The sequence below is a fragment of the Rhodococcus koreensis genome, assembly GCF_017068375.1.
Classification (GTDB): domain Bacteria; phylum Actinomycetota; class Actinomycetes; order Mycobacteriales; family Mycobacteriaceae; genus Rhodococcus_F; species Rhodococcus_F koreensis.
Window position 1 is genome coordinate 2,363,170 of the sequence record NZ_CP070609.1, and the last position, 26,203, is coordinate 2,389,372.

A 26,203-nucleotide genomic window follows, 5' to 3' on the forward strand; every position below is an offset into this window, starting at 1 on the left:
GGCACTGTCTGTACATGGCAGAGAACGCACGCGGATTCTGGACGACGCCGGCAACCGAGGCCCTGCGGTCACACCCGGGTCGGCGGATCGCCGAACTCGACTGCGGGAGCACACCCGGATTCGTCGGCGACAAGTCGGACGGCGTCCAGCTGTTCGAGGAACGCGGCGCGGTGCTGTCCGCCCTGCAGGAGAAGCTCTACGCCAACGGACGATCCGGCGACCGGCGGTCGGTGCTCCTCGTGCTCCAGGGTATGGACACCGCGGGTAAGGGCGGGATGGTCCGCCATGTCATCGGGCACGTGGACCCGCAGGGAGTCGATCACGCCTCCTTCGGTGTTCCCACTCCCGAGGAGAAGCGTCACCACTTCCTGTGGCGGATCGGCAAGGCCGTCCCCCGCGGCGGGCAACTCGGCGTGTTCGACCGGTCGCATTACGAGGACGTGCTGGTGGTCCGGGTTCACGATCTCGTGCCCGAGGCAGTCTGGAGCGGCCGCTACGACGAGATCAATCAATTCGAGAAGGAACTCGTCGCGAGCGGCACGACCCTGGTCAAGGTCGCGATGTTCGTGTCACTCGACGAGCAGAAGTCGCGGTTGCGCGAGCGTCTGGAACGCCGCGACAAATACTGGAAGTACAACCCGTCGGACGTCGACGAGCGCTTGCTGTGGCCGGCGTACCAGGACGCGTATCAGGCCATGCTCGACCTGACGTCGACCGACTACGCGCCGTGGCACGTGGTTCCGTGCGACCGCAAGTGGTACAGCCGGCTCGCGGTCACCGAACTGCTGATCGACGCACTCGAGAAACTCGACCTCGACTGGCCGCCCGCCACTTTCGACATCGACGCGGAAAAGCGGCGGCTCGCGGAATCCTGACGCCGACCGGGAGCGCCGCAGTCAGAAGAGGTGCGGCGATTCGTGATGCAACCTGTGGTCGTGGCGCACGGTTCCGCCGTACAGCGCCATCGCTCCGGCCAGTGCGACGACGCACAGAGACCCGGAGATCACCGCCCAGCCGCCCTGCCCGGATCCCGCGGCGACGAGGAACCCGCCGAGACAGACCACCGAGAGCAGAACCAGTGCGAAGCTGACCCAAGCTGCGAAGAGATTGAGTTTCATTGCACTCACCTCACCTTCGAGAACGTGGTCCCGACGCTACGCCCGACCTGCACCGACGACAAGGCGGGCCGGTTTTCTTCGAGCCGCGGTGGGTAATCGAATGTCATGAACCTCGAGAGCGTGTTCCGGAAAGCGGAGGCCGCCGGATTCCTCGACGGCGGCAGCCGGTTTCTGCAGCAGCGGATCCAGGGGGCGCTCGGTTCGTCCGGCGCGGGCCCGTTGTTGCGCGGGTCCTGGCTCGGGCACCCCGTGCATCCCGTTCTCGTCAGCATTCCCATCGGCGCGTGGGTCGGCGCGAGCATCTTCGATCTGGCATTCCGCGATCACGTCGGCGCACGCAGGCTGATCGCCCTGGGACTACTCGCCACTCCCCCGACGCTGATGACCGGCTGGGCGGATTGGGCCGACCGCGACACCGTTCAGCGCCGCGTCGGACTGATCCACGCCGAGGCCAACGCCATCGGTGTCGTGGCCATGCTCGCCTCCTACCTTCGCCGCAGACACGGGACCGACGGACGCGCTGTCGCCACCAGCACCGCGGGACTCCTCGCGATCGGCATCGGCGGCGCGCTCGGCGGGCATCTGACCTACGCAATGGGCGCAGGGGTCGACGAGGTGCGGGAGGGTCCGCGAACGGACTCGCCCCTCACTTCGGTGGGATGAAGAATCGAGGAACGTCATGATCGTGCTCGGACTGATCTTGCTCCTGATCGGATGGCTGGCCGGCATCAACTGGCTCTGGACCATCGGCATCATCCTCGTGGTGATCGGTGCGGTCCTGTGGATTCTCGGCGCGACCGGGCGTGCGGTAGGCGGCAGGCGTCGCTGGTACTAGAACGCAACACCGGCCGGCTCGTGTCACCCGTCCCGTGACCGAATGCGAGTCGGTCGGTTTACAAACCCGAACTTCGGGAATCCCCGTGGCATGACGGCCATTCATCGCGAACCCAGACCTCCCGTGTGCGGCGGGCAGCCGATGAGAACGACCGCCGTCGGCACCTCGAGACGATTACGGATTTCAATGGTCTCCGCCAACGCCAGTCCCCTCGACGTGTCGGACGGCGCCGAAGTCGGAGGGCAGAGCATTCATCTCGCCGAACTGTCGGCGGCCCTCACGAGGGAGGGCCACGACGTCACGGTCTACACGCGGGCGGAGAGCGAGGACGCCCCGGCACGGGTCACAACCGCGGGCGGGTACACCGTCGTGCACGTTCCGGTCGGCCCCGCACGGCCGATGCCGGAGGCCGAGATCCTGCCGCTGATGGGGGCATTCGGCAGCTTCCTGAAGGCCGAATGGGAGGCCGAGCGGCCCGACATCGTCCACGCCCACTACTGGATGTCCGGGATCGCGACGCAACTCGCGGCCCGCACACTCGGCATTCCGGTGGTCCAGACGTTCCACGCACTGGGAGTGGTCGAGCAACGGTTCGAGCACGCCGACACGTCGAGCACCCACAACCGAATTCACTTGGAGCAGTTGATCGCCCGCGGCGCTACCCGTGTGGTGGCGACGTGCACGGACGAGGTCTTCGAACTCTCCCACCTCGGCCTGCCCCGCTCGCGCACGTCCGTCGTTCCGTCCGGCGTCGACGTCAAGGAGTTCACGCCCGACGGCCGCGCCGACGAGAAGGGCAAACGCCACCGCCTCGTCATGGTCGGCAGGCTGGCGCCGAGCAAGGGCTTCGACACTGCCATCGAGGCGCTCACCCACTTCCCCGACACCGAACTCGTCATCGCGGGCGGACCGGCCGCAGACGACGTCGCCGACGACCCCGAAGCGTCCAGACTGCTGACGCTGGCCCGTGAGACGAAGGTGCGCAACCGGGTACGGATCGTGGGGCGGGTGCCGCGAAACGCCATGCCCGCGTTGCTGCGCTCGGCGGACGCCGTCGTGTGCACCCCGTGGTACGAGCCGTTCGGCATGGTGCCGCTCGAGGCGATGGCCTGCGGCACCCCGGTGGTCGCGTCCGCCGTCGGCGGCATGCGCGACACGGTGGTCGACGGCATCACCGGACGCCTGATCTCCCCGCGCAACCCGGTCCGCCTGGCCGAGGCCCTGCGACAGATCTTCGACGACGACGCCCTGCGCACGGGATACGGCATGGCGGGCTGCGATCGCGCCCGCGCACGCTATTCGTGGGACCGGGTCGCCACCGACACCCTCCGCGCCTACGGGCGCTGTGTGTCGGCCCCTCCGCGCACGAGTCGAACCGGCGCCCACTGAACTCGGGCGCCGGCTCGGCCGGTTACGCCGTACGGCCGTGCCAGGCCCCGAGGGCGCTGTCCACGGACGCGAAGCAGGGGAAGCTCGACTCCTGGCCCGCCGCCCTGAGCAGCCGGTAGACCGGCCGGCCACAGATCATCGCCCACGTCCGCCCGTCCCGGACGTTCGTCTCGTGAACGGTGTCGAGCACCGACAGACCCGCGGTTCCGATGAAGTCCACCTTCGACATGTCGAGGATGAACTGCCCCTCGGGCGAGATCCGCGTGCACACGTAATCACGGAACCCCGGTGCACTGAACAGGTCGATCTCGCCTCGCACCCCTACCAACATCACCCCGGAACCGAGCCTCTCGGAAGTGAATTCCGCGCTCGCACAGCGTGTCGGAGCGGAACCGACGGCCGCGAGCGTTACTCTCGGCTTGTACGTGGTACCGAACTCCGTGCCCGAACACGCCATTTCAGGTTCTGGGACCCCTTGACCAACAGACATGGCTCACCCCATCTCGAACATTGAGAGGGGAAGCGGAGCACCTGCAGACAGACCCGACCTCGGACACATGACACTGTCTGCTACGGCAGCGCTTCCCGACATCGGCTGTGTGTTCAACCTCGGTTCGAGACTACTCCCGCCTGTGATGTGTCACAAGGAAATAACAGATACTGGGGCCCTCATTTGCCCTGGTGAGCGTTTACAAACCGTTATGCACGGTTGTGCGGGCAGAAACAGCCGCCACGACACGTTCTGCGACCACCCGAAGTTTGACGTTCTCGCGCTGCGAACGGGTGACGAGGACATCGAATGCGGTCTCGGCGTCGAGACCCCGCAACGCCATCACGATTCCCTTCGCCTGGTCGATGACGGAACGGGAACGAAGTGCGATACGAAGTTGCTCGATCAGATTTCTCGCCTCGCCGTACCGTCGCGCGTTGCGCACCGCGACCGATGCCGCCTCGACGTGCAACTCGAGCACCGACTCGTCCATCCGGTGGAAGGCGTGCGGCAACAGTCCGTACAGATTCAGTGCCGCCGACTGCTCCGGGCCGGGCAGCGGCACGGACAGATAGCTGTGGACGCCTGCCGGTTCGGAACTCGCGGCGTACGCCGGCCACCTCTCGTACGCGGCGGCGCGGTCGGCGCGCACCGGTTCACGGGAGCGCACCGCGTCGAGCGCGGGACCCTCACCGAAGCGGTACTGCAACTCTTCGAGTGCCACGACGTCGTCCGAGGTCGCCGCCGCCGTCACCGGTCCGGTCGCCCGGAGAACGGTGACCCCGGCCATCGCCGCACCCGGGAAGGTCGACACGATCCGACGGCACACCGTGTTCAGCGCGACCTCGAACTCGTCCTCGGGCTCGAGCAATTCGAGCACGGAGTCGAGCGAGACGGTGACCGCGTCGGCATCGACGTCACTCGTCAACGTGTGCAGGTGAATCTCGTCAGGCATCCCACTCACTCGTCTCCCGTGACCATCATGACCCTGCCGAGGGCCTCAGGAACGCTGATCGTGCCGCCAACACTACCCGCGCAAACGTACTGATCGGACTGGTTTGATCGGTCCTGTTCTGCGGTATTCCACCTGCGGTGTCGCCGGATCGCTACCCTGACTTTTCAGCAGCGCGAGCCGACCCACCACTCGCCGACAGCACGGAACGCCCGACCCGGAGGTCTCATGGCCATCGCCAAGACAATCGAACCCGACCAGGATCACACACATCCCGTCGTCGAACTGCGCGTGCGAGCAACGCCCGATCAGCTCTCCGTACTGCGCGCCCTGGCAGCTACCGTTGCCATCCACGAAGACTTCGACCTCGACTCCATCGCCGACATCAAACTGGCCATGGACGAGATCTGTACCCAGCTGATCGTCCGCGCGACACCGGATGCACTTCTGGTGTGCCGGCTGCAATTTCTCGACGGCACCTTGCGAGTCGACGTGTCGAGCACCACCACCTCGGTCGACTCCCTCGGCGAGCGTTCGTTCGCCTGGCACGTCCTCAACGCCCTCACCGATTCGCTCGACCTGAAACAGGAGCCCGACCCTTCCACCGCGGGTTTCGTCACCACCATGGAATTCACCAAGGTGAAGAATGGCCTGAGTCTGTGACGTCCCATACTCACAGTGGGGGGCACACGGCCCGTTGGCCGGACGAGTATCAGGACGTCACAGCACTGTTTCAACAGATGGCAGCCCTCGATGAGGACGACCCCCGGCGCAGCAGACTGCGCGACGCCGTCGTGACTCGCTGCCTGCCACTGGCCGAGCACATCGCCCGCCGCTTCGACGGCCGCGGCGAGGCGCACGACGATCTGGTGCAGGTCGCGCGCCTCGGCCTGGTCAACTCCGTGGACCGGTTCGACGTGGAGCGCGGATCGGACTTTGTGTCGTTCGCCGTTCCCACCATCATGGGCGAGGTCCGGCGGCATTTCCGCGACACCGGGTGGGCCGTCCGCGTCCCCCGCCGGATGAAGGAACTGCATCTCGCGCTCAGCCAGGCCGTCGCCGAACTGTCGCAGAGCCTCGGCCACGCCCCCACCGTCAGCGAACTCGCCGAGCACCTGGACCTCGAACAGGAGGAGGTGGCGCAGGGACTGCTCGCCGGCAACGCCTACCAGACCGTCTCCGTCGACAACACGTCCTCGGACCGGGCAGGTGAGCTGTCCATGGTGGAGACGCTCGGCGACTACGACGCCGCGATGGACGACGTCGAGAACCACGAGACCCTGCGCCCCCTGCTCCAGTCACTGCCCGAACGGGAGCGGACCGTCCTCATGCTGCGGTTCTTCGGCAACATGACCCAGACCCAGATCGCCGACCGCGTCGGCATCTCGCAGATGCACGTGTCCCGCCTGCTCGCGAAGACCCTGGCGTCGCTGCGAGATCAACTCGGTGACGCGTAGGTCAGATCGTTGCCGTGTCGATCACGAATCGGTACCGCACGTCGCTGCCGACCACGCGGTCGTAGGCGCCGTCGATCTGGTCCGCGGAGATCACCTCGATCTCGGCGCCGATTCCGTGTTCGGCGCAGAAGTTCAGCATCTCCTGCGTCTGAGCGATGCCGCCCACCATCGAACCGGCCAGGCTGCGGCGGTTCGCGGCGAGGCTGAACGCGCGCACCTCGATCGGCTTCTCCGGCAACCCCAGTTCGACGAGGGTGCCGTTGATCGCGAGCATGGACATGTACGCGTCGATGTCGAGATTCACCGACACGGTGTTGACGATGAGGTCGAATTGTCCGCGCAACTGCGTGAACGTGCCCGGATCCGAGGTGGCGTAGTAGTGGCCGGCGCCGAATTTCAGGCCGTCGTCCTTCTTGCCGAGCGACTGGCTGAGCACGGTGACGTCGGCGCCCATCGCATGCGCGATCTTCACGCCGACGTGTCCGAGACCGCCCATCCCGATGACCGCGACCTTCTTGCCCGGTCCGGCGCCCCAGTGGGCGAGTGGTGAGTACAACGTGATGCCCGCGCACAGCAGCGGCGCCGCGACGTCCAGTTCCAGACCGTCCGGGATGGACAGGACAAAGTGTTCCGTCACCACGATGTGCGTCGAGTAGCCGCCCTGCGTCCACTCGCCGTCGCGCCCCGTGGCGTTGTACGTCCCGGTCGCCCGGTTGACGCAGTACTGCTCCTCGTCGGCCCGGCAGGCGTCGCATTCCCCGCAGGAGTCGACGAAGCACCCGACCCCGACCCGGTCGCCGACCCGGTGCTTCGTGACCTCGGACCCGACCGCGCTCACCACGCCCGCGATCTCGTGACCGGGCACGACCGGGTAGTGGGTGCTGCCCCATTCGTTACGGGCGGTGTGGATGTCGGAGTGGCAGATGCCGGCGAACTTGATCTCGATCAGCACATCGAGCGGTCCGAGTTCGCGGCGCTGCACGGTGGTCTTCTCGAATCGGCTGTCGGCGGACGTGACTGCATATGCGGCTGCGGTAACCATGCTTACATGCCTACATGTTTGCGCGACCGAACGCACGTTCGGGGCCACCACTGCCGCGGTGACCCCTGAACACGCCTGAGGAATCAGTCCTCGGATTCTTCCTTCTCGGACCGCCGGCGCAGACGCTTCGCGGCCGCCACCAGGTTGCGCAGCGACGGCTCGAGCTGCCAATAGTGGCGAGTCTTCAGCCCGCCGTCCGGGTTGGCCCACAACCGTTCCAGTGAGACCGACTCGCTCGCCTCCGTGAGCAGTTCGTCCAACTCGTCGATGTCCGGAATCCGGGCCGACCGGCTCTCGTACACACCCGGACCGACCCCGTGGGTCAGCGCCCGCTCCTTGATGGCATCGAGCACCCACGTGATGGAACGCGTCGCCACGATCGCCGTCACGTCCGCATCGAGCCGTTCGATGGCGTCGACCACCGACGCCCGGCTCGTGTACGTGAGGTGCGTGTGGATCTGCGTCTCCGGCTTCGCCGCACCCGTCGCGAGACGGAACGCGTCGACCGCCCACTCGAGATACGCCTCGCGGCCGTCCTCGCGCAACGGCAGCAGTTCCCGGATCGCCGGCTCGTCGACCTGGATGATCGCGATTCCCGCCGCCTCCAGGTCGGCGATCTCGTCACGGATCACCAGCGCCAACTGGTCAGCCGTCTCGTACAGCGGCTGATCCTGGCGGACGAACGACCGCGCGATCATCGTCACCGGACCCGTCAGCATGCCCTTGACCGGCTTGTCCGTCAGCGACTGCGCGTACGCGATCCACTCGACGGTCATCGGCTTCGGCCGCGACACGTCCCCGTAGAGGATCGGGGGACGTGTACACCGCGAGCCGTAAGCCTGCACCCAGCCGTTGTGGGTGAAGGCATACCCCTCGAGAAGCTCCGCGAAGTACTGCACCATGTCGTTGCGCTCGTGCTCACCGTGCACGAGGACGTCGAGACCGATGTCCTCCTGCAACCGGATCGTGCTTTCGATCTCCGCCTGGATCCCCTTGTAGTACTCGTCCCACTCCAGGCGCCCCTGCCCCAGCTCGTACCGGGCCTTCCTGATCGCATCCGTCTGCGGGAACGAACCCAGCGTCGTCGCCGGAACCAGCGGCAGGTTCAGTCGCTCCTGCTGCGCGACCCGCCGCTCCTCGTACGGGACCCGGATGCGGTCGTCCGGCTTGATCGCGTTGACCCGTGCGCGCACCGCATGCTTGAGCTTGAAGTGCACCGACGTGGGACGCTTGCGCCACTTGTCGGACGGGCCCTCGGTCAGCGCCTTGGCCAGCGAGACCACCTCACCGACCTTCTGCTTCGCGAACGCGAGCCGGTCCGCGACGTCACCCGGAATGTCGTACTCGGACAACACGTCGTACGGCACGTGCAGCAACGACGTCGACGTCGAGACCACCAGATCGGGCACGACGTCCTTCAGCGTGTTCAGGTACGTCAGCGTGTTGTACCGGTCGACGCGCCACACGTTCCGGCCGTCGACCACGCCGGCGTAGATGCGCTTGCGCTTCATCCCCGGGATCCTCGCCAGCTCGTCGGCACTGAGCCGATGACTGACGAGGTCGAGACCGAGAGCCTCGACCTTCGTGGAGGCGAGGACGGCGAGGGCCTCCCCGAGATGCCCGTACGGGCCGGTGACGAGGATGCGGGGACGCAGCGGCGCGTGCGACAACTTCTCGTACACCCGGGCCAGCGCCGCCAGCTCCTCCGGCGTGCGGTCCTCGGTGAACGACGGCTCGTCCAGCTGGACACACGTGGCGCCGGCCTTCGCGAGCTGCTCGAACAGAAGCTCGTATTCCGGCAGCAGTTTGTCCAGCAGCTCGAGGGTCGAGAAGCCGTGCCGCTTCGACGTCGGACCGACCTTCGACAGCAGGAGCAGCGACACGGGCCCCATCACGACGGGACGCAGTTCGATCCCGCGTGCCTTCGCCCGTTCGAACTCGTCCAGCAGGATCTCGGACCGCAGCGAGAACTCGGTGTTCTCGTCCAATTCGGGCTGGCGGTAGTGGTAGTTGGTGCCGAAGAACCGCACCAGCTCGAGCGGGGGGAAGTCCGGCCTGCCCCGTGCCAGCGTGAAATAGAAGTCCAGCGGATCGAGCTGGTTCTCGAGCGGCGCGAACCGCTCGGGCACCGCACCGAACAGCAGCGCGTTGTCGAGTACGTGGTCGTAGTACGAGAACGTATTGCCCGGGACCTGGGTCAGACCGGTTGCGGCGAGCTCACTCCACGTCTCCTCCTGGAGATCCCGGGCGACGGCGACGAGTTCGTCCTTCGTTCCCGTGCCGTGCCAGTAGGACTCGAGGGCACGCTTGAGTTCGCGGTGAGGTCCGATGCGGGGATACCCCAGGATGCTGGATCCGTATGCTGCGGTGCTGGACATGCGGTCGACCTTTCTGGGCTCAGTCCGGTGGCTGAGAATGCCTCTGGGCTCGATGCACCTGTGCGCCTCTCACAACCGCCGGAGGTCGTGAAAGGCGCACAGCTGTAGTCGCCTACCTACTAGCTGGCCTTCTTGCTCGCACGGCCGTTGTCGCCGTACTCGTAGAAGCCCGCGCCGGACTTCTTGCCGACCAACCCGGCCTCGACCATGCGGAGCAGCAGCGGCGGCGCCGAGTACAGGGGCTCCTTGAACTCTTCGTACATGGAGTCGGCGATGGACTTCACCGTGTCCAGGCCCACCAGGTCGGTCAGTGCAAGCGGTCCCATCGGGTGTGCGAGGCCGAGAACCGTTGCCTTGTCGATGTCTTCCTTCGTGGCGAACCCGGACTCCACCATGCGGATCGCGGACAGCAGGTACGGCACCAGGAGGGCGTTGACGACGAATCCGGAACGGTCCGCGGACCGGACGACCTGCTTGCCCAGCACGTCGCTCGCGAAGGCCTCGGCCCGCTCGGACACAGACTTGCTCGTCTTGAGCGTGGTCACCAGCTCGACGAGGGGAAGCACCGGAACGGGGTTGAAGAAGTGCATCCCGATGACCCGCTCCGGGGCCGTCGTGGCGATGCCCAGCTTCATGATCGGGATCGACGACGTGTTGGACGCCAGCACGGCGTTCGGATCCGTCACGACCTGGTCTAGTTCGGCGAAGATCTCGCTCTTCACCTTCTCGTCCTCGACGACGGCCTCCACGACGAGCTGCCGGTCCGCGAAATCGCCGAGGTCGGAGGTGAACCGCAGCCGCCAGGCGGCCTGCTCACGTTCCCGCTCGGTGATCTTGCCGCTGCTCACTCCGCGATCGAGCGAACGCAGGATGCGCGAACGCCCCGCCGCCGCAAGCTCACGGGTCTGCTCGAACACCAGAACGTCGACGTGCGCGCGAGCGCACACCTCTGCGATTCCGGCACCCATGATCCCGGCGCCGATCACGCCGACGCGCTGAATCTTTTCGCTGGTCACGTCAGCTCCTTTTCGTCTAGTGGAGTCGTCGTCCGGGGAGGGGCCCTGTCACAGGCCCCTCCCCGGGGTCGGGTTGATCAGGTGAGGCCTTGATCGGTCGAAGCCTCGGAGGACAAGACTCAGTGGAACTGACCCTCTTCGGTGGAGCCCTTCAGCGCAGCCGTCGACGTGTTGGGGTCGACCGTGGTGGCGATGCTGTCGAAGTAGCCGGCTCCGACCTCACGCTGGTGCTTGATGGCCGTGAAGCCACGCTCCTCGGCGGCCTTGAACTCGCGCTCCTGCAGGTCGACGAAGGCGGTCATGCCCTCGCGGGCGTAGCCGTGGGCCAGGTCGAACATGCCGTAGTTGAGCGAGTGGAAGCCTGCCAGGGTGATGAACTGGAACTTGAAGCCCATCGCGCCGAGCTCCTTCTGGAACTTCGCGATGGTCGCGTCGTCCAGGTGCGCCTTCCAGTTGAAGGACGGGGAGCAGTTGTAGGCGAGCAGCTGGTCGGGGAACTCGCTGCGGACGGCCTCGGCGAACTTCTTGGCGACCTCGAGGTCCGGCACGCCGGTCTCCATCCAGATGAGGTCGGAGTACGGGGCGTAGGCCTTGGCACGCGCGATGCAGGGCTCGATGCCGTTCTTGATGCCGTAGAAGCCCTCGGCGGTGCGGGTGCCGTCGAGGAACGGGCGGTCACGCTCGTCCACGTCGGAGGTGATGAGGGTGGCGGCCTCGGCGTCGGTGCGCGCGATGACGACGGTGGGGACGTCCGCGACGTCGGCCGCGAGGCGAGCCGAGGTCAGGGTGCGGATGTGCTGCTGCGTCGGGATGAGCACCTTGCCACCGAGGTGGCCGCACTTCTTCTCCGACGCGAGCTGGTCCTCCCAGTGCGAACCGGCGACACCGGCCGCGATCATGGCCTTCTGCAGCTCGTAGACGTTGAGCGCGCCACCGAAGCCGGCTTCACCGTCGGCGACGATCGGGGCGAGCCAGTTGTCGACGGAGGTGTCACCCTCGACCTTGGCGATCTCGTCGGCGCGCAGCAGCGCATTGTTGATGCGGCGCACGACCTGCGGGACCGAGTTAGCCGGGTAGAGGCTCTGGTCGGGGTAGGTGTGTCCGGACAGGTTCGCGTCACCGGCGACCTGCCAGCCGGACAGGTAGATGGCCTTGAGGCCTGCACGGACCTGCTGCACGGCCTGGTTGCCGGTCAGCGCGCCCAGCGAGTTGATGTAGTCCTCGTTGTTCACGAGGTCCCAGAGGATCTCGGATCCACGGCGTGCGAGGGTCGCCTCTTCGACAACGGTGCCCTGGAGCTTGGTGACCTGCTCCGCCGTGTAGTTGCGGGTTACTCCCTTCCAGCGCGGGTTGGTGTCCCAATCCTGCTGGATTTCAGCTGCGGTCTTCGGGGTGCCGGTGGTCGACATCAAGACTCCACTCTCTTCGACTTCTGGTCCGGTACGGATGTACTGCTTCACATCCTTGCCAGGCCCTTCGTATGTACTCACCGAGAATGACATAAGCAAAAAGTGCCGTCTACCTGTTGCTACTGCCAATCTTGGCTAGCTTTTCACAGCACTTTGCAAAGACTGTTAAGAAAGTTCAGCGTCAAACCTGCCCGATCGGGGAGGAAAATTACTCGCCAGTAGCAAATACTCGCAGGTGGTGAACCACATGCACGCAACCCGGCGTACACAGATAGTTGCTCCCGTCGGACCGTGCCGTTCACCGCCTGCGCAGGAGCCTCGACGCATTCGATGTGACTGCAATCACGGATCGGGTCGGCTACCGTGACCTCGAATGGTCTCCTCCGGGCGAAGGGCACCACGATGCCGCTGTACGAATTCCGATGCGCCGCCGACTGCGGCCCATTCGAGCGGTCGTTCCCCATGGCCGACGCGCCCCGGTCCATCACCTGCCCGGGATGCGAACGCGACGCCGCCCGGCTCGTGTCCTCCCCGCGCCTCGGACACGGATCCTCGTCCGCGATGAACCTCCTCGACCGCACGAAGAGGTCGGCTCACGAACCGGACGTCGTGACCGGTCCGCCGCCCCCGGCCACGGCCGGACGTCCACCCGTCACGAGCAATCCGCTGCACCGCCGACTTCCTCGTCCCTGACCGGCCACCGAAGGAGCGCACATGCCCGAACTGCTGTTTCCGCTCGATTCCTCGAAGAAGTTCACCGATCAGGCGATCGTCGGTCACAACCGCTGGCACCCCGACATCCCGGCCGCGGTCACGGTGAAACCGGGCGACTCCTTCCGCGTCCACTGCCGCGAATGGTTCGACGGCGCCATCCACAACGACGATTCCGCCGACGACATCCTGAACGCGCCCCTCACCACGGTCCACACATTGTCCGGGCCGTTCGCCGTGGAGGGCGCGAAGCCCGGCGACCTGCTGATCGTCGACATCCTGGACGTCGGACCCATCCCCCAGGAGGATTCCGGCCCGCTGGCCGGCCAGGGCTGGGGGTACACGGGAATCTTCTCCCGCCACAACGGCGGCGGATTCCTCACCGAGCAGTTCCCCGACGCCTACAAGGCCGTCTGGGACTTCTCCGGTCAGACCGCCACGTCGCGGCACGTCCCGCACGTCTCGTTCACCGGCATCGTCCACCCCGGACTGATGGGCACCGCGCCGTCGGCCGCACTCCTGTCGAGATGGAACGCGAGGGAGGGTGCGCTCATCGCCACCGATCCGGGCCGGGTTCCCCCACTCGCCCTGCCGCCCGAACCGCAGGACGCCGTCCTCGGGTCCCTGTCGGGCGCCGACTTCGACCGCGTCGCAGGCGAGGCCGCCCGCACCGCGCCCCCACGCGAGAACGGCGGCAACCAGGACATCAAGAACCTCACCAAGGGCAGCCGCGTCTTCTATCCCGTGTTCGTCGACGGCGCGAACCTGTCCGTCGGCGATCTGCACTTCTCCCAGGGCGACGGCGAGATCACGTTCTGCGGCGCCATCGAGATGGGCGGCTTCATCGACCTGCGCGTCGACGTCATCAAGGGCGGCATGGACACGTACGGCGTGTCCGAGAACGCGATCTTCATGCCCGGCAACACCGACCCGCAGTATTCGGAGTGGCTCGCGTTCTCCGGAACGTCCGTCACCCTCGACGGGGAACAGAAGTACCTCGACTCGCACCTGTCGTATCAGCGCGCGTGTCTTCACGCGATCGACTACCTCACCAAGTTCGGGTACAGCCCCGAGCAGGGCTACCTCCTGCTCGGCGCCGCCCCGATCGAGGGCCGGCTGTCCGGGGTGGTGGACATCCCGAACTCCTGCTCGACCGTGTACCTACCGACGGCGATGTTCGACTTCCCCGTCGCACCGTCCGCGTCGGGCCCGTTCCGGATCGACCCGGGCGTCGGCGCGCCGCGCTCGGAGAACAGGACCTGATCGCGAGTAAATCTTGCGAAGGTTCCGTTCGCACACCTGACCTGCACCGGTACCATTGCCGTATGTCCAAGACCTTCGTCGGCACCCGGTTGCGTCAGCTCCGAACCGAGCGTGGCCTGAGCCAGGCGGCGCTGGCGAAGACGCTGGAGATCTCGGCCAGCTACCTCAATCAGATCGAGCACGACGTCCGGCCGCTGACCGTGCCGGTGCTGCTGCGGATCAGCGAGGTGTTCGGCGTCGACACCACGTTCTTCTCGTCTCAGGACGACACGCGCCTGATCGCGGAGATGCGCGAGGTCGCGCTGGACCAGGAGATGGGCATCGACGCGGACGCCCAGGAGATCGCGGAGATGGTCGCGTCGCATCCGGGCCTGGCGAAGGCGATGGTCAACATGCACCGCCGCTTCCGCAACACCACCGCCCAGCTGGCTCTCGCGACGGAGGACCGCTACAGCGACGGCAGCGGCAGCGGCGCGATCACGATGCCGCACGAAGAGGTCCGCGACTACTTCTATCAGCGGCAGAACTACCTGCACGAACTCGACACGGCGGCGGAGGAACTGACGGCGCGGATGCGGTTCCACCGCGGCGACGTCGGCGGTGAGATCGCCCGCCGGTTGCAGACCGTGCACGACGTGCAGATCGTCAAGCGCATCGACCTCGGCGAGAACGTCCTGCACCGGTACGACCCCGGGTCGCGGCTGCTGGAGATCTCACCGCACCTGTCGGGTGGGCAGCAGGTGTTCAAGTTCGCGACCGAGCTGGCGTTCCTCGAATACGGCGACCTGCTCGACAAGCTGGTGGCGGAGGGCGGCTTCACGAGCGACGAGTCCGTCGCGCTCGCCCGGCTCGGGCTCGCCAACTACTTCGCCGCGGCGACGGTCCTCCCTTACGGCCAGTTCCACGACGTGGCCGAGGATTTCCGGTATGACATCGAGCGCTTGTCGGCGTTCTACTCGGTGAGCTACGAGACGATCTGCCACCGCCTCTCCACGCTGCAGCGTCCGAAGCTGCGCGGTGTCCCGTTCATGTTCGTGCGCGTCGACCGGGCGGGCAACATGTCGAAGCGGCAGTCCGCCACCGGGTTCCATTTCTCCACCAGCGGCGGCACGTGCCCGCTGTGGAACGTGTACGAGACGTTCGCGTACCCGGGCAAGATCATGAACCAGATCGCGCAGATGCCGGACGGCCGCCGGTACCTGTGGATCGCCCGCACCGTCGAACGCCGCGCCCAGCGTTACGGTCAGCCCGCCAAGATCTTCGCGATCGGGCTCGGCTGCGAGATCCGGCACGCGCACCGGCTCGTGTACGGCGACGGTCTGGACCTCGACGATTCCAACCCGGGCACCCCGATCGGCGCGGGCTGCCGGGTGTGCGAGCGGGTCAACTGCCCGCAGCGCGCGTTCCCGCCGCTCGGCAAGCAACTCGACATCAGCGAGCACCAGAGTTCGGTCTCCCCGTATCTGATCCGCTAGCTCACGACCTTGACCCGCGCCGAGGTACCGGCCACACCGCTATTCGGGACCCCACAGCCAACGCGCGAATCTCCCCCACCGGATTGCCAGGTTTCTTCGCAGACGAGTGGGCACGGGCGCGAGTAAGTACCGTTTGAGGTCGTCGATACGGTCCTGACGCACCGGATGCAAGACGAAGACGAAGAACACCATCAGACCGACTGCAACTGCATACGCCCATATTGTCGTCTGAAAGCTGAGAAAGAGAAGCACCGACCCTACGGTGGTGAACAACAAGGCGAGTTGTGTGAAGCGGTTCTTTCGCCAGGCATTGTCACCGGTGTACTTCAGTTCGTGGGACAGAGCGCCGAGGATCGCCGGACCGTCCAATTCCAAGTACCGATGAATTTCCGTGTCGGACAGCTGTCGGAGATGTCCGTAATAGATGAATTTGTTGTGGTTCCTCGCTTCCGACTGGAGCACACTTCTGCGCCGCAGCACGGGAGTCACCACCGCCACAGCGCACAGTGCCGAAGCGAACACGAAGGCCACGCCCACGAAGTTGAAGACACGCGACGCGCCGCCCAGACCAGCGAACAGACCGCCGTCCGTCGACAGTGCAATGACGGCACCGATCAGAGCCGTATCGATGGTGAGAGTGAACGTCGCTCGTATGTCCACCCGGCCATTCCAATCGAGGAGCGCCTTCTGGATCTCCCAGGCGGTGTCGACGCGAGCCTTGTCCCTCATCACGTCGAGGCGTTCCTGATCGAGTCCGCGATCGGATCCAGTGGTCACCGGCGCGGTGGGCGTTGCGCCGGCAGAAGAATGTGCAGCACCGTCAGACGACTGCGAGCCGGTGTGCCGGGGATGGCTCCGCCTCGACGTCCGGCTTTTCGATCCCGTTGTCATTCGAATTCGCCACCTCACGGGTCGCGCGGTGAACTGTGCGCTTGCCGCTTTGTCCGGGGCTCAGTACATCGCAAACGGTCTGTTTCAATCGTGCTCCCGGGCTCCGCAATTGTCACTGACCTTTTGAACGGCAAATGGTCGTTGTACCACACGGGTCCCGCCGTGTCCGGCAGAATCAGTCGCGGGGATCGACTGCTGCCGGCGCGGACCGACGTCACGGTGGTTCAATCCGACTGAACCGGTGTGGCATTGGCCGCGGGTGCAGGCAGGATCCGGCCGCGTGTCAGCGCTGTGAGCGCTTGTTCACGCAACCGTAATTCGCGTCACGAACACGTCACCGACAGACATTCGGACGCAACAACGGCCGCTTAATGTTCGCCCCACGAATACACCTCTGTATACGTGGGGCGGATACATGTCCCGGGTTGCGGAGGTCCACCAAGTCCTCCGACGGAAAGGCCCGTACATGCGCACCTTCTCCAAGCGCGCCCTCGCTGCACCGACCGCGCTCGCCGCCATCGGGCTCGTGCTGACCGGTTGCGGCAGCAAGGCGTCCGACACGGCCGGCGAGTCCACCGCGGCGTCCTGTGTGGACACGTCCGGGGACACGATCAAGGTCGGGTCTCTGAACTCGCTGTCCGGCACCATGGCCATCAGTGAGGTGACCGTCCGGGACTCGATCGCACTCGCGGTCGACGAGATCAACAACTCGGGCGGCGTGCTCGGCAAGAAGATCCAGATCGTGGCCGAGGACGGCGCCTCGGAGCCCACCGTGTTCGCGGAGAAGGCCGAGAAGCTCATCAGCAGCGATTGCGTCGCAGCCGTGTTCGGCGGCTGGACGTCGTCGAGCCGCAAGGCGATGCTGCCGGTGTTCGAGGACAACAACTCGCTGCTCTACTACCCCGTGCAGTACGAGGGGCTCGAGGACTCGAAGAACATCTTCTACACCGGCGCGACCACCAACCAGCAGATCGTGCCCGCTCTCGACTACCTGAAGGAGAAGGGCGTCAAGTCGCTGTACCTGGTGGGTAGCGACTACGTGTTCCCGCAAACGGCCAACCGCATCATCAAGGCGTACGCGGAGGCCAACGGCATCGAGATCAAGGGCGAGGACTACACACCGCTCGGCTCCACCGACTTCTCGACCATCGTCAACAAGGTCCGCTCCGCCGACGCGGACGCCGTGTTCAACACCCTGAACGGCGATTCCAACGTCGCCTTCTTCCGCGAGTACGCGAACGTCGGCCTGAAGCCCGCCGACATGCCCGTCGTGTCGGTGTCGATCGCCGAGGAGGAGGTCGGCGGCATCGGCGTCCAGAACATCGAAGGTCAGCTGACCGCATGGAACTACTACCAGACCATCGACACGCCGGAGAACAAGAAGTTCGTCGACGCGTACAAGGCCCGGTACGGCGCGAACAAGCCGACGTCCGACCCGATGGAAGCCGCGTACACGTCCGTGTACCTGTGGAAGAACACCGTCGAGAAGGCGAACTCCTTCGCCACCAAGGACATCCAGGACAACGCGGACGGTGTCACGTTCGCCGCGCCGGAGGGACTGGTCACCATCGACGGGTCCAACCATCACATCACCAAGACCGCGCGCATCGGTGAGATCCGCGGCGACGGCCTGATCTACACGGTCTGGGATTCGGGCACCCCGATTCAGCCGGACCCGTACCTGAAGTCCTACCCGTGGGCCGAGTCCCTGGGGTAGCTGGAACACGGTCCGACGAGCACGAGGGAAGAGAGAGGACATACATCGATGGATGTAGTGATCGGACAGCTGTTCACCGGGTTGAGTATCGGATCGATCCTGTTGCTCGCGGCGCTGGGGCTGTCGTTGACGTTCGGCCAGATGGGCGTCATCAACATGGCGCACGGCGAATTCATCATGGCCGGCTCGTACACGGCCTACGTGGTGCAGCAGGTGGTGTCGAGCGCGACCGGTTCTCTGTTCATTTCTCTGCTCGTCGGTTTCGTGGTCGGTGGTGCGATGGGCGTCCTGCTCGAGGTGACACTCGTGAAGCGGATGTACCACCGGCCGCTGGACACGCTGCTGGTGACGTTCGGTGTGGGACTGATCCTGCAGCAATTGGCCCGCGACGTCTTCGGGGCACCCGCCGTCAACGTCGCCGCACCGGGCTGGCTGTCCGGCGGGGTGGAGATCCTGGGCGCGGTGGTCCCGAAGACGCGGCTGTTCATCCTGGTGCTCGCCGTCGTGGCCGTCGTCGCGCTGTCGCTGGCGATGCAGAAGTCGTCGATGGGACGCCGCATCCGCGCCGTTGTACAGAACCGCGACCTCGCGGAGACGAGCGGGATCTCCAGTCGCCGAACCGATGTGACGACGTTCTTCATCGGTTCCGGGCTGGCGGGCGTCGCGGGTGTGGCGCTGACCCTGATCGGCTCGACGAGCCCGACCATCGGCCAGAGTTACCTCATCGACGCGTTCCTGGTGGTCGTCGTCGGCGGCCTCGGCCAGATGAAGGGTGCGGTGATCGCCGCGTTCGCGCTCGGCATCCTCAATTCGTTCGTCGAGTACTCGACCACGGCGTCGATCGCCAAGGTCATCGTGTTCGTGGTCATCGTGGTGTTCCTCCAGGTTCGGCCGCAGGGCCTGTTCGCCGTCAAGACGAGGAGTCTCGTATGAGCATCCTGACGAGTGGCCGCTACCGCGCGTGGGCGGGATTCGCGCTGGCCGCGCTGCTTCTGTTCGTTCTCGCCCCCGCGGTCCTCAGCGACTTCCGGCTGAGTCTGCTCGGCAAGTTCCTGTGCTTCGCGATCGTCGCGGTCGGGATCGGCCTCGCCTGGGGCCGCGGCGGCATGCTCACGCTCGGCCAGGGTGTGTTCTTCGGACTGGGCGCGTACATGATGGCGATGCATCTGAAGATCGCCGACGCCGAACTCCGCGGCGACACCGTGCCCGACTTCATGCAGATCGCGGGCATCCGGGAACTGCCGGGCTACTGGGTGCCGTTCACGTCGCCGATCGTGACGATCCTGGGAATCCTCCTGGTCCCCGCGTCGGTGGCGTTCGTCCTCGGCCTCGGCGTGTTCAAGCGCCGCGTCAAGGGCGCGTATTTCGCGATTCTCAGCCAGGCACTCGCCGCCGCGTTCGCCATCCTGCTGGTGGGCCAGCAGAGCACCGGAGGAAGCAACGGCCTCAACCGGTTTCGCACGTTCTTCGGTTTCAACCTGAACGATCCCGCCAACAAGCAGATGCTGTTCTTCATCGCCGCAGGCGTGCTGCTGGCCGTCGTCGCCGTCACCCGGCAGCTGATGAACAGCCGGTACGGCGAACTGCTCGTCGCCGTCCGGGATCAGGAGGAGCGGGTGCGCTTCCTCGGGTACGACCCGGCGAACATCAAACTCGTCGCCTACGTGACGGCAGCATTCTTCGCAGGCCTGGCCGGTGCGCTGTTCGTGCCGATCGTCGGCATCATCTCCCCCGCCGACGTCGGGATCGTCCCGTCGATCGCGTTCCTGATCGGGGTGGCCATCGGCGGACGCGCCACGCTCCTCGGCCCCGTCCTCGGCGCGATCGGTGTGGCGTGGGCGCAGAGCGCCTTCTCGGAGTCGTTCCCGTCCGGCTGGATCTACGCGCAGGGTCTGCTGTTCATCGTGGTAGTCGGATTCTTCCCGGCCGGTGTCGCGGGACTGTTCGCGCTGCTGAAGCGCAAGCAGAAGGCCGCGTCCGAGCAGCAGCCACGGCCCGGTCCGGAGGACGAGACCGCGGCGGCGGAACGAATGGAGATGGCGCGATGACGATTCCCACCACAACCAAGGAGCCGGTGCTCGGCGGCAACGCCGGAATGTCCAGTGAGTACCTCGAGGCCCGGGACCTGCGGGTCAGCTTCGACGGCTTCAAGGCGGTCGACGGCGTCGACCTCACCCTGATGCAGGGCGATCTGCGGTTCCTGATCGGCCCCAACGGCGCGGGCAAGACCACGCTGGTCGACGCCATCACCGGGCTCGTCCCCGCGACGGGATCGGTCACGAAATCCGGCGTCGAGTTGATCGGCAAGAAGGTGCACCGCATCGCCCGGCTCGGCGTGGGCCGCACGTTCCAGACGGCGAGTGTGTTCGAGGACCTGTCGGTGCTCCAGAACCTCGACATCGCCGCGGGCGCGGGCCGCTCCGCGCTCACCCTGATGCGCCGCCGCAAGACGGTGCTCCCCGCGATCGAGGAGGCGCTCGACATCACGGGTCTCGGCAAGCTCCGCGACACCCCGGCCGGAATCCTCGCGCACGGGCAGAAGCAGTGGCTCGAGATCGGCATGCTCCTCGTGCAGAACTGCTCGGTCCTGCTGCTCGACGAGCCAGTGGCGGGCATGAGCCACGAGGAACGCGAGGAGACGGGAAACCTGCTGCGCCGCATCGGCGGTGAACGGACCGTCGTGGTGGTCGAGCACGACATGGACTTCATGCGCGCGTTCGCGACCTCGGTGACGGTGTTGCACGCCGGGAAGGTGCTGAGCGAGGGAACGGTCGAGCAGGTGCAGGCCGATCCCCGTGTGCAGGAGGTGTACCTCGGGACCGCCGCGGCGGGCGCCGCCCCCGAGTTGCAGCCCGACGTTTCGAAGGAGGACAGCGATGCTCGAGCTTGACGACGTCCGGGCCGGGTACGGCCGAACCGAGGTGATCCACGGAGTGTCGCTGACGGTCCCGTCGGACGGGGTCGCCGCGGTGATGGGACACAACGGCGCAGGCAAGACCACGCTTCTCCGGGCCGCGGTCGGACTGATCAAGGTGAATTCCGGGCGGGTGCTGTTCGACGGCGAGGACGTCACAGCGCTGCGGCCCAGCGCCCGGGTGGCGCGCGGCCTCGCGTACGTGCCGCAGGGCCAGCAGTCGTTCGGTCAGCTGACGACCGCGGAGAACCTGCAGGTGGTGGCGGACGGCCGCAAGCGCGGCAAGGAACTCGTCGGCGAGGCGCTCGACCTGTTCCCGGCGCTGCGCGGCCTGCTCGACCGGCGCGCCGGTCTCCTCTCCGGGGGCCAGCGTCAGCAACTCGCCATCGCGCGGGCGCTGATCACGGAACCGAAGATGCTGATCCTCGACGAACCGACGGAGGGAATCCAGCCGTCCGTCGTGACGGAGATCGAACGCACGATCATGGAACTCACCCGCCGCGGCGGCCTCGGAGTCCTGTTGGTGGAACAGCACATCGGGTTCGCGCTCGAATCCGCCGAGCGCTACTACGTCCTCGAGTCCGGGCGGGTCACGTCGTCCGGCGACGGCGGCGCCGCACCCGATTCCGACGTCCGGACCGCGGTCTCCGACGTCCGCGCGGCGATGGCGATCTGATGGCCCGCCGAGAACCGGCCGGTTCCCTCAGCGACCACGTGTACCTGTCGCTGCGCACCGATCTGATGAGCGGCCGGATCCCGCCGGGACAGCGGCTCGGCGAGGAACGTCTCGCCGACACCTATGGAGTGTCGCGGACACCGGTGCGGGAGGCCCTCGCCCGGCTCCTCGCCGACGGACTCGTCCAGCGCGACGTCGGCGGACTGTTTCCGTACCGCCCCCGCATCGACGAACTGGCCGGACTGTACGAACTGCGCATCACCCTCGAGCTTCAGGGAATCGCCCGGGTCCGTGCCGACGAGTCGCTGTCGCACGACCCGGACGTTCTGGGACCGGAACTCGAGCGGTGGTACGCGCTGCGGAAGGAGAACCCCGAGCCGGATGCCGGATTCGTCGCGCTCGACGAGCAGTTCCACACGGTGCTACTGCGGTCGGCCGGAAACCGGGCGCTGTCCGATGCGCTCGTCAGCGTGAACGCGAAGGTTCGGCCGGTCCGGATGTTCGACTACCTGACCCCCGACCGCATGAGCGCGACCGTCGACGAGCACATCGCGGTGGCCGAGTTCGCACTCGACGGCAAGCTCGATACCGCGTACGACACACTGCTCGCGCACATCAGCGAGTCGCGGGAGGTGGTGATCGAGCGCGCGGAACAGGCGCTTTCCCTCGCGCGGATGGCCTGGGCGATCCGTGATTGAGACAGTTGTCCAACTCGGTGGGACGTTGTTGTTTGTTTGTTGCGGCCGGGCACGGTCCTGACGTCATGGGCGTTGACCAGCATCACCTCGAGGAGTTCCTCGAGCAGGTAGTAGAACGGGCGCCAGTAGTTGCTGGTGGCTTCCATCACCACGCAGGTGACCTTCCGCTCGAGTAGGTGCTCGCGCAGGGCGAGGATCTGGTTGGTCATCGCGCCCCACGTCGTCACCGTGGAGGAGGTGCGTCTGTTGCCGCGGCCCTGGATCCGCACGCACACCTTCGCGTCCTTCTTGGAGATGTCGATTCCCGCGCATCGCGGGTGCACCACGTCCATCACCGCCACCGATCCCGGGCTGGGCCCGATACGTATCTGGTTGTATGGGTGCGTGTTCCGGGGAGGGCGGGGATAGAAACAGGACTCTGACACTCGTGCTCGAAGGCAACAGTCCACGGTTCCCGCGGACGACGAACTGTGCCCTCCGCCACCAAACTAATCCACAGGCTCACCGGCACCATAGAGCATCCGGGGTCGACCGAAACACCCCTCAAGTATCCCCCAACCAGCACCGACCCCACCGGACTGCGGCCGTGACGATCACCGGCAAACCACGCACTCACGGTGACCGACCGCCACATTTCCCCTCACCACGGCGGAGCAGCGCCCCTGGAGAACTGATATGGACGCAGATTTGTCAAGAGGGCAGCAGGAGGCGGACGTCCAGGACCGTCGTCGAGGGACGTCCGCCTCGGGTGGCCCCGGATGAATCTGTTGGTTGGTGGCGAGCGTGTCGGTTGTCGACGCGTTGTCGAAGTCTGATATGCGCGGGTTGGCTACCGCAAAGACAGTTGTTCGGCTGGAGTGGATCGCTGGTCTAACCTCGAGCGTGATCCCAACGTGCAGTTGAGGATTGCTCATAGTTCTCTCGCGGGTCACTCCCAGGCGCTGTTGTCACCAACCGTGTGATCATCCGGGACGTTCGTGGGGCCTTCGGCCCCCCGGTCCGTGCCCCATCGGTCGTCGCCGAGGAGCGGGGGCAAGGTGGAGTCCCCGCAGCGCAAGCGAGGAGAACCGACCTTGCCGCCCGACGAGCAAACGACCAGAATGGCCCGCGACGGGGGAAGGCCCCATGGGTCAGTCGTCGAGCACGGCCAACGACCAGCACCACCCGGCGAGCTCGCGGGCGATGGCGGTGTTCGCCAGCACGGGACGCTTGCGGCGGGCGTCGAACCCGGCCCAGCGCTCGTGCAGGCGCCGGTTGCCTCGTTGCCCGCGGGCTCGGGCCGCCGGTGAGGCCTTGTCCCAGCGGCGCCGCAGATCCACCCCGGCACGATAGGGCTGCCGGTGATGCCAGGCGGCCTCGATCAGCAATCGGCGCGCGTGCCCGTTGCCGGTCTTGGTGATCGCCCCCTGCGAGCGGGAGGCGCCCGAGGACGACTCGGTGGGCACCAGTCCCAGGTACGCGCCGATCGAGCGGCCGGTCAGCCGGTGCCAGTCCCCGATCTCGACCGCCAGCCCGAACGCGGTCAACGTGGACACCCCCCGCAGGCACCCGAGCCGGGTCACCACCGGGGTGTAGGCGCTGTCGGCGGCCATCCGGGTGATCGCGGCATCCAAACGGTCGCGCCGGCCGACGGCGGCGAGCATGGTGTCGTACGCGGTCTCGTACGCCAACTGCAGACCGGGTTCATCGAAGTGCTGGCTGCGCAGCCAGGTGTCGTGCACCTGCGTCCACGCGTGCCCTCCGTAGTAGACGATCCCCTGCCGCAGAAGAAGTTTCGACAGCCTGTGCCGGGCCGCCATGAGATCCCGGCGGACGTCCTCACGCGCGCGCACCAGATCCCGGGCGGCCTCCTGCGCCACGCTCGGCACCGTGACCGAGGTGATCTGATCGAGGTGCAGCAATCTCGCCAGATGCCGTGCATCTCGCGCGTCGGTCTTGACCCGATCTCCGGACGGGCGCTGCAGCTTCGAGGGCGCGGCCACCAGACACTCGATGCCGACCGTGTCCAGGAAACGGGCCAGCCCGAACCCGGTGGGCCCGGCCTCGTACGTCGCCTTCACCGGATCCGGCAACGACCGGATCCACTCGAGTATGTCGCGATGATCGGGCGTCAATCGGCGCTCGAACAGCTCACCGGTCCGCCCGTCGAGGCCGCACGCGACGACCGATCGTGCGTGCACATCCAATCCGACACTCGTACGCTGATTCATTGCTGGGGCCTCCCACATCTTGTGGCTCTACCGGCCAGGACCCGTTTCCTGTCGGCAACCCACGTTCACATGTGGAGTGGGCCCCAGCCCATACCCTCATACTGTCTAATCCGGCCCTGAAGGACCGGGATTGCGCGCTACGCTCCGCGGTCACGCACTCTCGAAGAGAATCTGGTCGGACGTCGCGTCCTGATCACCGGCTCGGCCCGGGGAATCGGCGCCGGACTCGCCAGACGACTTCACGAGCGGGGCGCCCACGTCGGGCTGCTCGGCCTCGAACCCGAACTCCTCGAACCCGAACTCCTCGAACAGACTGCCACCACCTGCGGCCGGGCGCCGTGGCGCCGGTGCGACATCCGCGACCGGCGTGCCGTCGAGGACTCGTTCGACTACCTCACCGACCGGCTCGGCGGCCTCGACGTCGTCGTCGCGAACGCGGGCGTGACACCCCCGGCGCACATTGTCGCGGGTGATCCGGAAGTGATGCGCTACGCCATCGAGGTCAACGTGCTGGGGACGTACCACACGCTGCGGGCCGCGGGGCCGTACATCGGGCATCGCAACGGATACGCGCTGGTCGTGGCATCGTCGACGGCATTCGACCCGCTGCGTGGCGTTCACAGCGCGACGAGAGGCGGCGCCGAGGAACTCGGCGAGGCGCTGCGGGAGGAGTTGAAGCCGCTCGGGACCCGGGTCGGCATCGCCCGGCTCGGCGAGATCGACACCGATCGCACCCTGATCGGTTTCGACGGCGTCGCGGTCCCCGCACCCCGCGGCAGCGCACTCGCCCGGACGTCCTCGATCACGGTGGCGGTCGACGCGCTCGAACGGGGAATCGCGGGACGGAAGAACCGGATTTCCGCGCCGTCCCGGGTACCCGGGACGGATTCTGTGCGTATGCTCGCACTCCGGGCCCTCCCACTTCGGGGCCTCGCATCTCGGGCGACCGAGATGACCCGGTCGATCGAACTACGCACGCACGCACCCGTTCCTGCCAGGGGGCGAGTAGAAGGAGAGGGGGCGGCGTGACCGCACGCATTCCACCGGGACGTCTGAAGGAACTCGGCCCCGTCAACTGGGTGCTGTGGCGCGTCATCTCCCGCGTCGCCGGCGTCCCGGACGCGCATCTGTTCAGCACGGTGGGCCACACGGGGGGTCTCTTCCGCGCGTGGCTGCACTACTCCGGCAAGCTGATGCCGGGCGGAAAGATTTCCCGCCACGAGACCGAACTGATCATCCTCCGGGTGGCGCACCTGCGGAAGTGCGGCTACGAGATGGACCACCACGTGCGCCTCGGACGCCGGGCCGGCGTCACCCCGGCGCTGCTCGAACAGGTGCTGGAAGGTCCCGACGCGGAAGGCTGGGACGCGCGCCGCCGCGCCATCCTCACCGCTGTCGACCAACTCGTCACCACCGACAATCTGGACGATGCCACGTGGTCGGCGCTCGCCGCGTACTTCGACGATCGCCGGCTGATCGAGTTCTGTTTTCTGGTGACCCAGTACGACGCCCTGGCCACCACCATCGGGACGCTGCGGATCGAACGCGACTACTCATAGGTT

General features: G+C 66.5%; 26 protein-coding genes and 1 pseudogene. 17 read left to right on the plus strand and 10 right to left on the minus strand.

What is annotated here, in order from left to right; genetic code table 11:
• Positions 1 to 14 precede the first annotated feature (14 nt).
• Complete coding sequence (locus JWS14_RS11030) at positions 15 to 875, plus strand: polyphosphate kinase 2 family protein (RefSeq protein ID WP_072939647.1); 861 nt, start codon at positions 15 to 17, stop codon at positions 873 to 875.
• Positions 876 to 896: 21 nt separating this feature from the next.
• Here JWS14_RS11030 and JWS14_RS11035 read toward each other — a convergent pair whose 3' ends face one another.
• On the minus strand, positions 897 to 1,118 hold the full coding sequence (locus JWS14_RS11035; RefSeq protein ID WP_072939646.1) for a hypothetical protein: 222 nt from the start codon (positions 1,116 to 1,118) through the stop codon (positions 897 to 899).
• Positions 1,119 to 1,223: 105 nt separating this feature from the next.
• On the opposite strand from JWS14_RS11035, the gene JWS14_RS11040 reads away from it, so the two are divergent.
• The 3 genes from JWS14_RS11040 to JWS14_RS11050 all read left to right on the plus strand — a co-directional run bounded on the left by JWS14_RS11040 (position 1,224) and on the right by JWS14_RS11050 (position 3,342).
• Positions 1,224 to 1,781, plus strand: a complete 558-nt coding sequence (locus JWS14_RS11040) for a DUF2231 domain-containing protein (protein WP_095862505.1) — start codon at positions 1,224 to 1,226, stop codon at positions 1,779 to 1,781.
• Between the two features lie 16 nt (positions 1,782 to 1,797).
• Positions 1,798 to 1,953 carry a DUF6131 family protein gene (locus tag JWS14_RS11045; RefSeq protein ID WP_095862504.1) on the plus strand — a complete coding sequence of 52 codons (156 nt, stop codon included), beginning with the start codon at positions 1,798 to 1,800 and terminating at the stop codon, positions 1,951 to 1,953.
• 186 nt (positions 1,954 to 2,139) lie between these two features.
• Positions 2,140 to 3,342, plus strand: coding sequence for a glycosyltransferase (locus JWS14_RS11050; RefSeq protein ID WP_072939642.1), 1,203 nt, complete (start codon positions 2,140 to 2,142; stop codon positions 3,340 to 3,342).
• A gap of 22 nt (positions 3,343 to 3,364) precedes the next feature.
• On the opposite strand, the gene JWS14_RS11055 is transcribed toward JWS14_RS11050, so the two are convergent.
• Positions 3,365 to 3,673 carry an STAS domain-containing protein gene (locus JWS14_RS11055; RefSeq protein ID WP_225858508.1) on the minus strand — a complete coding sequence of 103 codons (309 nt, stop codon included), beginning with the start codon at positions 3,671 to 3,673 and terminating at the stop codon, positions 3,365 to 3,367.
• Positions 3,674 to 4,031: 358 nt separating this feature from the next.
• Positions 4,032 to 4,787: a GAF and ANTAR domain-containing protein gene (locus JWS14_RS11060; protein ID WP_072939639.1), complete on the minus strand. Its 756-nt coding sequence runs from the start codon at positions 4,785 to 4,787 to the stop codon at positions 4,032 to 4,034.
• 225 nt (positions 4,788 to 5,012) lie between these two features.
• On the opposite strand from JWS14_RS11060, the gene JWS14_RS11065 reads away from it, so the two are divergent.
• Together JWS14_RS11065 and JWS14_RS11070 are read left to right on the plus strand one after the other, a co-directional pair.
• Entirely contained in the window at positions 5,013 to 5,447 is a 435-nt protein-coding gene (locus tag JWS14_RS11065) for an ATP-binding protein (protein WP_072939637.1), read from the plus strand.
• Positions 5,444 to 6,241 (plus strand): RNA polymerase sigma factor SigF, encoded by a 798-nt coding sequence (locus tag JWS14_RS11070; RefSeq protein ID WP_072939636.1) that lies wholly within the window; start codon positions 5,444 to 5,446, stop codon positions 6,239 to 6,241. The genes JWS14_RS11065 and JWS14_RS11070 overlap by 4 nt, the downstream gene beginning before the upstream one ends.
• Position 6,242: 1 nt before the next feature.
• On the opposite strand, the gene JWS14_RS11075 is transcribed toward JWS14_RS11070, so the two are convergent.
• The 4 genes from JWS14_RS11075 to aceA all read right to left on the minus strand — a co-directional run bounded on the left by JWS14_RS11075 (position 6,243) and on the right by aceA (position 12,086).
• The gene (locus JWS14_RS11075) at positions 6,243 to 7,283 is read right to left on the minus strand and encodes an NAD(P)-dependent alcohol dehydrogenase (RefSeq protein WP_206013111.1); all 1,041 of its coding nucleotides are present in this window, start codon (positions 7,281 to 7,283) and stop codon (positions 6,243 to 6,245) included.
• Between the two features lie 83 nt (positions 7,284 to 7,366).
• Positions 7,367 to 9,661, minus strand: a complete 2,295-nt coding sequence (gene metE, locus JWS14_RS11080) for a 5-methyltetrahydropteroyltriglutamate--homocysteine S-methyltransferase (protein ID WP_072939633.1) — start codon at positions 9,659 to 9,661, stop codon at positions 7,367 to 7,369.
• Positions 9,662 to 9,780: 119 nt separating this feature from the next.
• Positions 9,781 to 10,677 carry a 3-hydroxybutyryl-CoA dehydrogenase gene (locus JWS14_RS11085; RefSeq protein WP_072939631.1) on the minus strand — a complete coding sequence of 299 codons (897 nt, stop codon included), beginning with the start codon at positions 10,675 to 10,677 and terminating at the stop codon, positions 9,781 to 9,783.
• 119 nt (positions 10,678 to 10,796) lie between these two features.
• On the minus strand, positions 10,797 to 12,086 hold the full coding sequence (gene aceA, locus JWS14_RS11090) for an isocitrate lyase (RefSeq protein WP_072939629.1): 1,290 nt from the start codon (positions 12,084 to 12,086) through the stop codon (positions 10,797 to 10,799).
• Positions 12,087 to 12,449: 363 nt separating this feature from the next.
• Between aceA and JWS14_RS11095 the strand changes: the two genes are divergently transcribed.
• The 3 genes from JWS14_RS11095 (at position 12,450) to ramB (ending at position 15,535) form a co-directional block, all read left to right on the plus strand.
• Positions 12,450 to 12,779 carry a zinc ribbon domain-containing protein gene (locus JWS14_RS11095; protein ID WP_338051151.1) on the plus strand — a complete coding sequence of 110 codons (330 nt, stop codon included), beginning with the start codon at positions 12,450 to 12,452 and terminating at the stop codon, positions 12,777 to 12,779.
• Positions 12,780 to 12,800: 21 nt separating this feature from the next.
• Positions 12,801 to 14,060, plus strand: a complete 1,260-nt coding sequence (gene fmdA, locus JWS14_RS11100) for a formamidase (protein ID WP_206013113.1) — start codon at positions 12,801 to 12,803, stop codon at positions 14,058 to 14,060.
• 62 nt (positions 14,061 to 14,122) lie between these two features.
• Positions 14,123 to 15,535, plus strand: coding sequence for an acetate metabolism transcriptional regulator RamB (ramB, locus tag JWS14_RS11105; protein ID WP_072939624.1), 1,413 nt, complete (start codon positions 14,123 to 14,125; stop codon positions 15,533 to 15,535).
• 39 nt (positions 15,536 to 15,574) lie between these two features.
• Here the strand turns inward: ramB and JWS14_RS11110 are convergent, their stop codons facing one another.
• Positions 15,575 to 16,312: a Pycsar system effector family protein gene (locus tag JWS14_RS11110; RefSeq protein ID WP_143548912.1), complete on the minus strand. Its 738-nt coding sequence runs from the start codon at positions 16,310 to 16,312 to the stop codon at positions 15,575 to 15,577.
• Positions 16,313 to 16,892: 580 nt separating this feature from the next.
• Between JWS14_RS11110 and urtA the strand changes: the two genes are divergently transcribed.
• From urtA to JWS14_RS11140, 6 genes are read left to right on the plus strand one after another with little or no spacing between them, the layout of a single operon-like run.
• Positions 16,893 to 18,143, plus strand: coding sequence for an urea ABC transporter substrate-binding protein (gene urtA, locus JWS14_RS11115; protein ID WP_072939619.1), 1,251 nt, complete (start codon positions 16,893 to 16,895; stop codon positions 18,141 to 18,143).
• A 48-nt stretch (positions 18,144 to 18,191) separates the two neighbouring features.
• Positions 18,192 to 19,076, plus strand: a complete 885-nt coding sequence (gene urtB, locus JWS14_RS11120) for an urea ABC transporter permease subunit UrtB (RefSeq protein WP_012689050.1) — start codon at positions 18,192 to 18,194, stop codon at positions 19,074 to 19,076.
• Positions 19,073 to 20,191 (plus strand): urea ABC transporter permease subunit UrtC, encoded by a 1,119-nt coding sequence (urtC, locus tag JWS14_RS11125; protein ID WP_206013114.1) that lies wholly within the window; start codon positions 19,073 to 19,075, stop codon positions 20,189 to 20,191. Before urtB ends, urtC begins: the two co-directional genes overlap by 4 nt.
• A complete protein-coding gene (gene urtD, locus JWS14_RS11130) occupies positions 20,188 to 21,033 on the plus strand; it encodes an urea ABC transporter ATP-binding protein UrtD (protein ID WP_206013116.1) in 846 nt (281 codons plus the stop codon). The genes urtC and urtD overlap by 4 nt, the downstream gene beginning before the upstream one ends.
• A complete protein-coding gene (gene urtE, locus JWS14_RS11135) occupies positions 21,020 to 21,733 on the plus strand; it encodes an urea ABC transporter ATP-binding subunit UrtE (protein ID WP_072939610.1) in 714 nt (237 codons plus the stop codon). The genes urtD and urtE overlap by 14 nt, the downstream gene beginning before the upstream one ends.
• Positions 21,733 to 22,431: a GntR family transcriptional regulator gene (locus JWS14_RS11140; RefSeq protein ID WP_072939608.1), complete on the plus strand. Its 699-nt coding sequence runs from the start codon at positions 21,733 to 21,735 to the stop codon at positions 22,429 to 22,431. The genes urtE and JWS14_RS11140 overlap by 1 nt, the downstream gene beginning before the upstream one ends.
• Before the next feature lie 37 nt (positions 22,432 to 22,468).
• On the opposite strand, the pseudogene JWS14_RS11145 reads toward JWS14_RS11140, so the two are convergent.
• A pseudogene (locus JWS14_RS11145) lies at positions 22,469 to 22,763 on the minus strand (IS110 family transposase); the annotation flags it as partial.
• 798 nt (positions 22,764 to 23,561) lie between these two features.
• On the minus strand, positions 23,562 to 24,641 hold the full coding sequence (locus JWS14_RS11150; RefSeq protein ID WP_241031313.1) for an IS110 family RNA-guided transposase: 1,080 nt from the start codon (positions 24,639 to 24,641) through the stop codon (positions 23,562 to 23,564).
• Positions 24,642 to 24,770: 129 nt separating this feature from the next.
• On the opposite strand from JWS14_RS11150, the gene JWS14_RS11155 reads away from it, so the two are divergent.
• Positions 24,771 to 25,670 (plus strand): SDR family NAD(P)-dependent oxidoreductase, encoded by a 900-nt coding sequence (locus JWS14_RS11155; protein WP_206015971.1) that lies wholly within the window; start codon positions 24,771 to 24,773, stop codon positions 25,668 to 25,670.
• Positions 25,667 to 26,200 (plus strand): carboxymuconolactone decarboxylase family protein, encoded by a 534-nt coding sequence (locus JWS14_RS11160; RefSeq protein ID WP_206013120.1) that lies wholly within the window; start codon positions 25,667 to 25,669, stop codon positions 26,198 to 26,200. Before JWS14_RS11155 ends, JWS14_RS11160 begins: the two co-directional genes overlap by 4 nt.
• The last annotated feature ends 3 nt before the right edge of the window (positions 26,201 to 26,203 follow it).

Excerpts from the sequence above, each read along its gene's own strand:
- JWS14_RS11030 (WP_072939647.1), top strand. The coding sequence starts at position 15 with ATGGCAGAGAACGCACGCGGATTCTGGACGACGCCGGCAACCGAGGCC.
- JWS14_RS11035 (WP_072939646.1), bottom strand. The coding sequence starts at position 1,118 with ATGAAACTCAATCTCTTCGCAGCTTGGGTCAGCTTCGCACTGGTTCTG.
- JWS14_RS11040 (WP_095862505.1), top strand. The coding sequence starts at position 1,224 with ATGAACCTCGAGAGCGTGTTCCGGAAAGCGGAGGCCGCCGGATTCCTC.
- JWS14_RS11045 (WP_095862504.1), top strand. The coding sequence starts at position 1,798 with ATGATCGTGCTCGGACTGATCTTGCTCCTGATCGGATGGCTGGCCGGC.
- JWS14_RS11050 (WP_072939642.1), top strand. The coding sequence starts at position 2,140 with ATGGTCTCCGCCAACGCCAGTCCCCTCGACGTGTCGGACGGCGCCGAA.
- JWS14_RS11055 (WP_225858508.1), bottom strand. The coding sequence starts at position 3,673 with ATGTTGGTAGGGGTGCGAGGCGAGATCGACCTGTTCAGTGCACCGGGG.
- JWS14_RS11060 (WP_072939639.1), bottom strand. The coding sequence starts at position 4,787 with ATGCCTGACGAGATTCACCTGCACACGTTGACGAGTGACGTCGATGCC.
- JWS14_RS11065 (WP_072939637.1), top strand. The coding sequence starts at position 5,013 with ATGGCCATCGCCAAGACAATCGAACCCGACCAGGATCACACACATCCC.
- JWS14_RS11075 (WP_206013111.1), bottom strand. The coding sequence starts at position 7,283 with ATGGTTACCGCAGCCGCATATGCAGTCACGTCCGCCGACAGCCGATTC.
- metE (WP_072939633.1), bottom strand. The coding sequence starts at position 9,661 with ATGTCCAGCACCGCAGCATACGGATCCAGCATCCTGGGGTATCCCCGC.
- aceA (WP_072939629.1), bottom strand. The coding sequence starts at position 12,086 with ATGTCGACCACCGGCACCCCGAAGACCGCAGCTGAAATCCAGCAGGAT.
- fmdA (WP_206013113.1), top strand. The coding sequence starts at position 12,801 with ATGCCCGAACTGCTGTTTCCGCTCGATTCCTCGAAGAAGTTCACCGAT.
- ramB (WP_072939624.1), top strand. The coding sequence starts at position 14,123 with ATGTCCAAGACCTTCGTCGGCACCCGGTTGCGTCAGCTCCGAACCGAG.
- urtA (WP_072939619.1), top strand. The coding sequence starts at position 16,893 with ATGCGCACCTTCTCCAAGCGCGCCCTCGCTGCACCGACCGCGCTCGCC.
- urtB (WP_012689050.1), top strand. The coding sequence starts at position 18,192 with ATGGATGTAGTGATCGGACAGCTGTTCACCGGGTTGAGTATCGGATCG.
- urtC (WP_206013114.1), top strand. The coding sequence starts at position 19,073 with ATGAGCATCCTGACGAGTGGCCGCTACCGCGCGTGGGCGGGATTCGCG.
- urtD (WP_206013116.1), top strand. The coding sequence starts at position 20,188 with ATGACGATTCCCACCACAACCAAGGAGCCGGTGCTCGGCGGCAACGCC.
- urtE (WP_072939610.1), top strand. The coding sequence starts at position 21,020 with ATGCTCGAGCTTGACGACGTCCGGGCCGGGTACGGCCGAACCGAGGTG.
- JWS14_RS11140 (WP_072939608.1), top strand. The coding sequence starts at position 21,733 with ATGGCCCGCCGAGAACCGGCCGGTTCCCTCAGCGACCACGTGTACCTG.
- JWS14_RS11150 (WP_241031313.1), bottom strand. The coding sequence starts at position 24,641 with ATGAATCAGCGTACGAGTGTCGGATTGGATGTGCACGCACGATCGGTC.